Annotated in this window: 10 protein-coding genes; all 10 read left to right on the forward strand. The window is 47.0% G+C overall.

From position 1 onward, the window contains the following. Positions 1-2 precede the first annotated feature (2 nt). The gene (locus tag HVE01_RS15695) at positions 3-1,250 is read left to right on the forward strand and encodes an ATP-dependent DNA helicase (RefSeq protein WP_146945047.1); all 1,248 of its coding nucleotides are present in this window, start codon (positions 3-5) and stop codon (positions 1,248-1,250) included. Continuing rightward, positions 1,247-1,771 carry a hypothetical protein gene (locus HVE01_RS15700; RefSeq protein ID WP_146945048.1) on the forward strand — a complete coding sequence of 175 codons (525 nt, stop codon included), beginning with the start codon at positions 1,247-1,249 and terminating at the stop codon, positions 1,769-1,771. Before HVE01_RS15695 ends, HVE01_RS15700 begins: the two co-directional genes overlap by 4 nt. Positions 1,772-1,779: 8 nt before the next feature. Then, positions 1,780-4,407 (forward strand): DNA polymerase, encoded by a 2,628-nt coding sequence (locus tag HVE01_RS15705; protein WP_146945049.1) that lies wholly within the window; start codon positions 1,780-1,782, stop codon positions 4,405-4,407. A gap of 60 nt (positions 4,408-4,467) precedes the next feature. Further along, complete coding sequence (locus HVE01_RS15710; protein ID WP_146945050.1) at positions 4,468-5,262, forward strand: Nmad5 family putative nucleotide modification protein; 795 nt, start codon at positions 4,468-4,470, stop codon at positions 5,260-5,262. After that, positions 5,262-5,618, forward strand: coding sequence for a hypothetical protein (locus tag HVE01_RS15715; RefSeq protein WP_146945051.1), 357 nt, complete (start codon positions 5,262-5,264; stop codon positions 5,616-5,618). Before HVE01_RS15710 ends, HVE01_RS15715 begins: the two co-directional genes overlap by 1 nt. Further along, positions 5,615-6,478 carry an SPFH domain-containing protein gene (locus tag HVE01_RS15720; protein WP_146945052.1) on the forward strand — a complete coding sequence of 288 codons (864 nt, stop codon included), beginning with the start codon at positions 5,615-5,617 and terminating at the stop codon, positions 6,476-6,478. Before HVE01_RS15715 ends, HVE01_RS15720 begins: the two co-directional genes overlap by 4 nt. Before the next feature lie 45 nt (positions 6,479-6,523). Beyond that, the gene (locus HVE01_RS20150; protein WP_283245169.1) at positions 6,524-6,655 is read left to right on the forward strand and encodes a hypothetical protein; all 132 of its coding nucleotides are present in this window, start codon (positions 6,524-6,526) and stop codon (positions 6,653-6,655) included. Positions 6,656-6,658: 3 nt separating this feature from the next. Then, entirely contained in the window at positions 6,659-7,033 is a 375-nt protein-coding gene (locus HVE01_RS15725; RefSeq protein WP_146945053.1) for a hypothetical protein, read from the forward strand. A 90-nt stretch (positions 7,034-7,123) separates the two neighbouring features. Continuing rightward, positions 7,124-7,390, forward strand: a complete 267-nt coding sequence (locus tag HVE01_RS15730) for a hypothetical protein (protein WP_146945054.1) — start codon at positions 7,124-7,126, stop codon at positions 7,388-7,390. 148 nt (positions 7,391-7,538) lie between these two features. Continuing rightward, positions 7,539-7,901, forward strand: a 363-nt coding sequence (locus HVE01_RS15735; protein ID WP_146945055.1) for a cytidine/deoxycytidylate deaminase family protein, incomplete at its 3' end; no start/stop codon positions are given.

Below are 7,901 nucleotides of genomic sequence, written 5' to 3' on the forward strand. Positions count from 1 at the left end.
CTATGCCTATTACCCTGACCCCTGATCAACAGGCAGGGAAAGCACGTTTAATCTCTTTCCTGTCTAATCCGAACGAACCGGTTATGGTGATTGAGGGGTACAGTGGTACAGGTAAAAGTACACTGGTAAATACCTTTTTAGATGAATTACCTTTAATCATCAAAACGGTTAAGTTAATTAATCCTGGCTTTAAAGACTTCCAAGAAGTTCTTATTACAGCCACCACTAACAAAGCAGCAGAAGCGTTAAGCAACATCCTTAAACAGCCTGTACGTACTATTTACTCTGCATTGGGCTTACGTCTTCACTGGTGTAGCCGCACTCGTCAAGATAAATTAATACAAGCAGACATACATAATACGGTTGATAACTGCCTTATTTTAATAGATGAGGCCAGTTACATGGATGACGTATTAATCGACTTCCTCTTTAAAATAACCCGTAAATGTAAAATTGTTTTGATGGGTGACCCTGCTCAACTAATAAACAGGAACAGTCAGAAGGCACCTGCCTTTACAAAAGGCTATCCTACGGTAAAGCTTACTCAGGTGGTTCGGCAGGATGCGACTAACCAGATCCAAGCATTAAGTACGATGTTCCGTAATGCCGTAAATACTCAATACTTTGAGCAGTTCAAACCAAATGGGGTAGATGTTATCTACCTTAATAGGATTGATTTTGACGACGCTATTGTTACTGAGTTTACTCGTCCTAATTGGAAACAGTCGGAATCCCGTGTACTTGCCTGGACAAATAAAAAGGTTCAGAAATATAACGCAGGGATAACACAACTCTTAAAAGGAACCAGTGAACTACAACCAGGGGATTACGTCATCTGTAATCGCTATATCAATAAAGGCAAATCGCATATTAAAACGGATGCGATGGTACAGGTTGCTTCTGTCTCTCCTGATAGTGTTTACGACACACCTGGTCACCACGTAACCTTAACGGGTTATGGATGTTCCTTCTTTATGCCAGCCTCTTTAGAACTAAAGAAGCGGGCCTTAGAGGAAGCAATTGATACGGGCAATACCGCTGCTGTTTTTGAAATTGAAAAGGAGTGGATTGATCTACGCCCTACCTTTGCTAGCACAATAAATAAAAGCCAGGGAAGTACTTACGATAAAGTATTTATCGACCTCGACGACATTAACCAATGCACATGCGCTGAGACAATTGCACGGCTGATGTACGTAGGGGTAAGCCGAGCACGGTTTAAAGTTTATCTAACAGGCGTCCTTACATGAAACCAGAATTGAAGTACGACCCACGCACGAAGCAGAACATTAAAGATATGCTCTATGAATACCTATATGAGCCAGTCTTACGTAAGCACCAAAAAACACTCTCCTCAATCATTGCTACTAACTCCAATATCTTGGCGAGTTCCCATGGTAGTTTCATTTACCGTAATGAGGTCTACCAGCTGAACGACCAAGAGAAGTTACCTCGTAGGATGAACCGTTTAGTTCCTCAGTTACATGAACAAATGGATCAATACCTACGTGAGATTAACGAGTTAAACATGCACGAGGTGCCTTATGTCATGGGCTTCATTAATCAGGTGCTTAATAGCTCCGACGATTTGGAGGATTATCTACGGGTACTCCCTGAAACCATGCATCGGCCATTAAAAGAGTTAATTGACTCTTGCCCCTGTAGAACCACCAAGCTCTCTCCTGAAACCGTTGAGGAGATGCGTACCCGCAACCACCACAGTATTGAGCTAATGAAGCGCCGACTAGTCACCAATTTATTACTCAATTAGGGGCTATTATGCGTCACATTATTTTCCAGCAATCCGAATGCTATCCCATCGCATTACTGGTTAAGCCTGCAATAATGCAGGCGTACAAGTTAGAGCAGCACTACCTCAACCGGATGCCTTACGTCGATCCCCATGACGTGATTGCTATGAGCCTGGAGGTGGATGATAAGGGGAAGACTCCTGTCGGTTTTATCAAGTCCTACCTGGCTCAGTTATTGCCGGCACTGGATGGAGTAGGTACCAAGCTTCTGTATGTAACTGACAGTGCATATTTCAAGGTACTGACCAAAGCCAAAAAAGCTGAGCCGCATTATGGCTATGTACTGCCTTGTGCCATTCCTGGCTATGAGCACATGCAGATTGTCTTAGGCATGAATTACCAGCAATTGGTGTATGACCCATCGCTGGAACCCCGCCTAAAAATGACCTTGGATACCCTCTCAGATGCCCATGTAGGGCAGTATACCGAGTTAGGTCAGGGCATCATTCATAAGGCACACTACCCCAGCACACTATTTGATATTAAGGTAGCGCTCGCCAGTCTCCACCAGTACCCTGCCATTTCCTGTGATATCGAAGCCTTTTCCTTGGCCTTCGATAAAGCCGGTATCGGTACTATTGGCTTTGCTTGGAGCAAGCACGAAGGCATTGCCTTCGCCTGTGACTACCACCCATACAGTGTGCCTGTCAATGGGATGTACGGTGAATACCGCCCTAACCTTGAAGTACGGCGCCTACTTCGTGACTTCTTTGTGGCCTATAAAGGCCGTATCCGCTGGCACAATGCCAACTATGACTTGAAGCCTATTATCTTCAATTTGTGGATGGAACATTTCCTGGATATCAAAGGTATGTTGACTGGTCTTGATATCATGACCCAAGCCTTTGATGACACAAAGATCATCACCTATCTGGCCACCAACTCTACAGCCGGTAATTCCCTTGGTTTGAAAGACCAAGCGCACGAGTTTGCAGGAAACTACGCACAGGAAGACATTAAGGATATTCGCAAAATTCCGTTACCGGAGTTATTGGAATACAACTTAGTCGATTCCCTCTGCACTAACTTTGTGTTCGAAAAGCACTACGTGCCTATGCTGGCAGATGACCAAGGCCCCATCTACCAATCCTTGATGCTACCCAGCGTCAGGATGATTGCGCAAATGGAGCTATGTGGTATGCCGCTGGATCAGGTCTATGTGGCCAAAGCCAAGGCAGAGCTAACAGGTATTGAGCAAGGGTTTCTCAAGACCTTTCTCAATAACCCTATTATTACCGCCTTAGAGAAGCACTTAACGGACATAGCATGGCAAAAGGATTATGAGTCCCGTAAAGCCAAAGCCAAAAATCCCGATAAGATCTTCCCGAAAGAGCGCCAGCATTTCCCTGTGGTTCAGTTCAACCCCAACTCTAATAACCAGCTGCAAATACTCCTATACGAGCAGCTTGGTTTTCCGGTGATCGACCTGACCGACGGCAAGCAGCCGGCAACCGGTGGGGATACCCTAGAGAAACTAAAGAACCATACCCAGAACCAGGCCTATCTGGATATCTTGGATGCGTTAATTGGTCACATTGGTGTCACCAAGATCCTTTCTGCCTTCATACCGGCCTTTGAGGCAGCGTTACCTAAAGCAGATGGCCTTACCTATCTCCACGGTAACTTCAACCTAGGAGGCACCGTATCGGGGCGTCTGAGCAGCAGTAAACCTAACCTACAACAAATCCCTAGTGGCAGTCAGTACGCCAAGATCATCAAGAAGTGCTTTAGAGCACCAAAGGGATGGTTGATGTGCGGTGCTGACTTTAACAGCCTGGAAGATTACATCAGTGCCCTCACCACCAAAGACCCCAACAAGCTCAAGGTTTACACCGATGGCTACGAAGGTCATTGTCTGCGGGCCTTCTCGTACTTCCCTGATCGTCTGCCAGGAATTATCAACACAGTTGATTCCATCAACAGCATTAAGAAAAAGTTTCCTGATATCAGGCAACTCAGTAAAACGCCCACCTTCGCCCTAACCTATGCAGGCACCTACATTACCTTGATGAAAAACCTTGGTTTTGATGAGGCCACCGCTAAGAAAGTCGAAGCAGCGTACCACGAACTCTATTGTGTCTCGGATGCGTGGGTAAAAGCTAAGATGGATCAGGCAGCTAAGGACGGTTATGTCGATGTTGCGTTCGGCCTACGAGTACGTACGCCTTTATTGGCACAGGTTATCCGTGGCCAACGCTCGACGCCGTATCAGGCGGAAGCAGAAGCCAGGACAGCAGGTAATGCGTTAGGCCAATCCTATGGCTTACTTAATAATCGTGCAGCTAATGCCTTTATGCAGAAGGTCTGGGACAGTGAGTTCCGCTATGACATTCTGCCTATTGCCTTGATTCACGATGCCATTTACCTCCTGGTTCGGGACGATCTCAAGGTTATCGCCTTCGTCAATAAGCACCTCATTAAAGAAATGCAGTGGCAAGAACTGCCTGAGATTCAGCATGACACCGTGAAGCTGGGGGCTGAAATTGACATCTTCTGGCCAAGTTGGGCCGACCCTATAACTATCCCAAATGATGCCTCTACCGAAACAATACTCCAGCTTTGTTCTGAGCATTATCAAGAAAATCTAGCTGCTTAACTAACCCTACAAAGGCGGCTTCCGCCGCTTCTGTGCTTTCTCTCTTACCTAGGAATTATCATGTCTAAAGTATCCACACTTAAAACCAATCAAAATAAAGTTCTGGAACCAAAATCCGTTCGTCTTACCCAGGCTCACCGTAACGATATGATCAATGCCGTTATGGCTGAATGGGAAAAACAAAATCCTGCTCCTGCGTTACCTAATAAAGTTGAGATGCTTAAACTGGTAGCGAAAGAAGTTAAAAAGCATCCTGTTTACAAATCGACTCAGCGAATCCTTAATGCCTTAGAGCATGATGACTTAAAAGCCATCCGCACCGAATCAAGTATTAATGTTCAGTTTGTAAACAAACAGGGCCATACCCGTAATACCGCACAATACGAAATTCCTTATGAAATGGCAGAGTCCCTAGGATTAGTTAACGTCCCTATAAGTCTTGCAGATGAGTCATTTACTACTTACTCATCTTGTCTCCATGATGTTAGTAAAATCCTTGGTTTTGGTTATGACGTAAAAGAGCATAATCTTAAAGAAGATGATCGAATTAAATACCGTCACTTTTCTTTCTTCCATGCAGGGCACGCTATCACCGTCGTTTTAGATGATGAGTCCGTTGCTATGCAGAAAATGAAGCTCAAGCGTAAAGAGCGGGAAGTCTGGAGTACTGAGCGATCTAAGTTACAAAGTGAAACCACGGACTTGCTTGCCCAGTTTAATACCACTAAGCAGCTACGTGATGGTTGGCCTGAAATGGTGCCCTACATGCCTGCCCATATTGCCGATCCCACCCATGCAGTAAAACTGCCGGTCTTGGCTACTTCACGCCTGAACGAGCGTTTGGGTATCAAGTAATGGTACTGGATATCCGCCTACTTGCCTGGGCAGCGTATGCCCTACTACTGGGTATGTACTTATACCATCTAGTAGCCACTCGCCGTAAGGCGAAAGCTTGGGAACCCATCCTTATCTTAGGAGTGTTCCTGTTGATTTTGTTCGGCCCTATCAAGTTTAACGGGGCTACTAAGCAGTCCGATCGACAGGCGCGCACCCTTGAGTGGGAAATGCAGCAACGGGCCTCACAGCCCCTTCCTGAGCGTTCTACCCAGGCTCCCCGAATCTCCTTTGATGAGATGCTTGAAAATGAGAAGGCAAAGGATTCAGATCGAATCCAGCTTCTCCGTGAATCCCTTACTGAGAAACCTCAATGAAAAAACTAGCACTACTGGCCTTGGCCGTTGCATCACTCTTTTTGGCTGGCTGTTCGCAAACGGTTGATCCTGGCTACAAAGGCAAGATTTTGTCTCCTGCCGGCTATCAAGATGCCATCCTTGAACCAGGTAAACACTGGATAGGCTTTCGTGAATCGTTGATCCTGCTCGACACCAGCACCAACTCCCGCAAAGAAACCATCCGCATGAAGACTTCGGATAGCCTGGATCTTGCGTTTGAGGTAATCACACGCGCCCGTATCGGTGGCTCCGACGCCTCTATCAACGCCATGTTTGACGATATCCGCCAGACAGATGGTGAGGTGTCCTTCGATAAGGTTTACGACACGTACCTGAGCACTATTGTGCGCTCCAAGGCGCGTGAAGTAGTGAGCCAGTACGCAATTGACGACATTAACCATAACTTCTCCCGCATTACTCAGGAGCTGGAAGCGGCCATTAGCCAAGCTGCCGCCAGTACGCCTTTACAGGTGACGGCGGTAACCTTGGGTCAGTTTGATTACCCGCAGGTTATGGTTGATGCCATCAATCTGACCAAGCAACGTGAGCTGGATATTTTCCGTATCGAGGCGGAAAAGGAAGCGGATCTCAAACGCAAAGATGCTGAGCTGGCTAATGCCCAGAAGCAGCAGGAAATCGACTTGCTGAAAGCACAATCTATCAGTGATCAGAACCGTATTATTTCCGAAGGCATTGACCCTATGCTACTGGAATACCGTCGCCTGGAAGTCCAAGAGCGTATGGCTGACCAGTTAGGTTCCGATGGTTCTGTCGTGTTCTACCCGTATCAAGCCAGTGGCTCTACCGGCCTAGAAAACCGCATCTTCCAGCGACGTTAAGTATTGCAATAATAGGGGGGCAGCAATGCCCCCTTTGGAGAAGGCATGAAACCCACTACCCGTGAAGAATTTTATGAATGGCTCCAGTCCTGTCCCTGCCGGTTTAGCGTTGTCTCCGATGACGTAGGCAGAACAGAGGTGGCCTTTGACTACGTAGAAGATGAAGAAGAGGAGTAGGCCATGCGAGCACTTTTAATCTCCCGAGGCGAACCACTGATCACAGAAGTAGAGCTACCCCCTGGCCAAGTACTCCGTGTTACACGAATGCAGGAACTACTGGAGTGCCGGCTATTTACCGGCGCAGGGTACCCTAATCAGATTCATGCTTGCTGGGTTGATGACGAAGCCGTGCTGACGCTTGAAGCAGACGTTATTGAGCATGGATATGTACTGGCTACACAGACTTCCTGGTTCCCTGAGACACTAATAGGCAGCCTTCTAATCACAGGATATGACCCTGTAACAGGTACCACTACACCAGCCACCTTATCCGTACAAGAACTGGCCAGCATGATTAAACCAGGTCAGTTAGTACTTGATACTAATGGAGAGTAGCAAGGATGGCCTTACCCACCGCCGCGTCGTTAATGGTCGCCGCTTTCGTGTCACCAAGATGGTACGGCCCCTACCCCATAAGGAACCCCTATGATCACTCCTATAGAAACGGTTTACCGGTGCCGCATTGATTACGCCCGTATAGGGGAAGATGCCATTGGCCAGGACGACGCTGAAAAACGTGCCTTTCAGATGGCACGTAATGAGCCAAAAGTAGACATTGAAAGCTTCGATGGCTGTCCCGCCTGTCACCCCTACATCCAGCTGGAATCCTTCGATCTAGTACCCCTTAGACGCTTAGCCGAAAAGATTGAGCGGTACATAAAACGACGTACGATTTTTGAGTTAATAGAGTAATAACCATGCCTATCATTCACCTACCCCAGAAGCAGTACACCCGCAGTCAAGCAGATAGCCTTGCTTACCGCCTCCGTAAACACATTCCTAGTGTTTATTGCACTACCATCGTAATGCCTTGTCTGGGGCCTGTTTACCGGATTACACGATGATTGATCCCCATAAAGAGAAATACCACGGCCTCTACTGGGATATGGCGTTTGCTGCGGCTAATCAGTCTGCTGCTACCCGCCATAAAGTCGGTGCCATTGTGGTGACGCCTACCGGCATGATTAGTGTGGGCTGGAATGGTATGCCTGTGGGGATGGCTAATGAATGTGAATCCGATGAGGTTACTGAGTACAACGCCATTATGGACGTTACCCTTACTCGCAAAAAAACCAATCCAGAAGTGATCCATGCCGAGCGTAATGCTATCGACAAGATGACTCGCCAGGGTGTACCTACTATCGGCTCCATTTTGTTCGTTACCTTGTCACCTTGCTTTGAATGCTGTAAAGCTATTCATGGG

Source organism: Vreelandella venusta (genome assembly GCF_007989605.1).
Classification (GTDB): domain Bacteria; phylum Pseudomonadota; class Gammaproteobacteria; order Pseudomonadales; family Halomonadaceae; genus Vreelandella; species Vreelandella venusta.

What these genes read in the sequence shown, in the direction of transcription:
- HVE01_RS15695 (WP_146945047.1), top strand. Translation starts at nt 3, where the DNA reads ATGCCTATTACCCTGACCCCTGATCAACAGGCAGGGAAAGCACGTTTA.
- HVE01_RS15700 (WP_146945048.1), top strand. Translation starts at nt 1,247, where the DNA reads ATGAAACCAGAATTGAAGTACGACCCACGCACGAAGCAGAACATTAAA.
- HVE01_RS15705 (WP_146945049.1), top strand. Translation starts at nt 1,780, where the DNA reads ATGCGTCACATTATTTTCCAGCAATCCGAATGCTATCCCATCGCATTA.
- HVE01_RS15710 (WP_146945050.1), top strand. Translation starts at nt 4,468, where the DNA reads ATGTCTAAAGTATCCACACTTAAAACCAATCAAAATAAAGTTCTGGAA.
- HVE01_RS15715 (WP_146945051.1), top strand. Translation starts at nt 5,262, where the DNA reads ATGGTACTGGATATCCGCCTACTTGCCTGGGCAGCGTATGCCCTACTA.
- HVE01_RS15720 (WP_146945052.1), top strand. Translation starts at nt 5,615, where the DNA reads ATGAAAAAACTAGCACTACTGGCCTTGGCCGTTGCATCACTCTTTTTG.
- HVE01_RS20150 (WP_283245169.1), top strand. Translation starts at nt 6,524, where the DNA reads ATGAAACCCACTACCCGTGAAGAATTTTATGAATGGCTCCAGTCCTGT.
- HVE01_RS15725 (WP_146945053.1), top strand. Translation starts at nt 6,659, where the DNA reads ATGCGAGCACTTTTAATCTCCCGAGGCGAACCACTGATCACAGAAGTA.
- HVE01_RS15730 (WP_146945054.1), top strand. Translation starts at nt 7,124, where the DNA reads ATGATCACTCCTATAGAAACGGTTTACCGGTGCCGCATTGATTACGCC.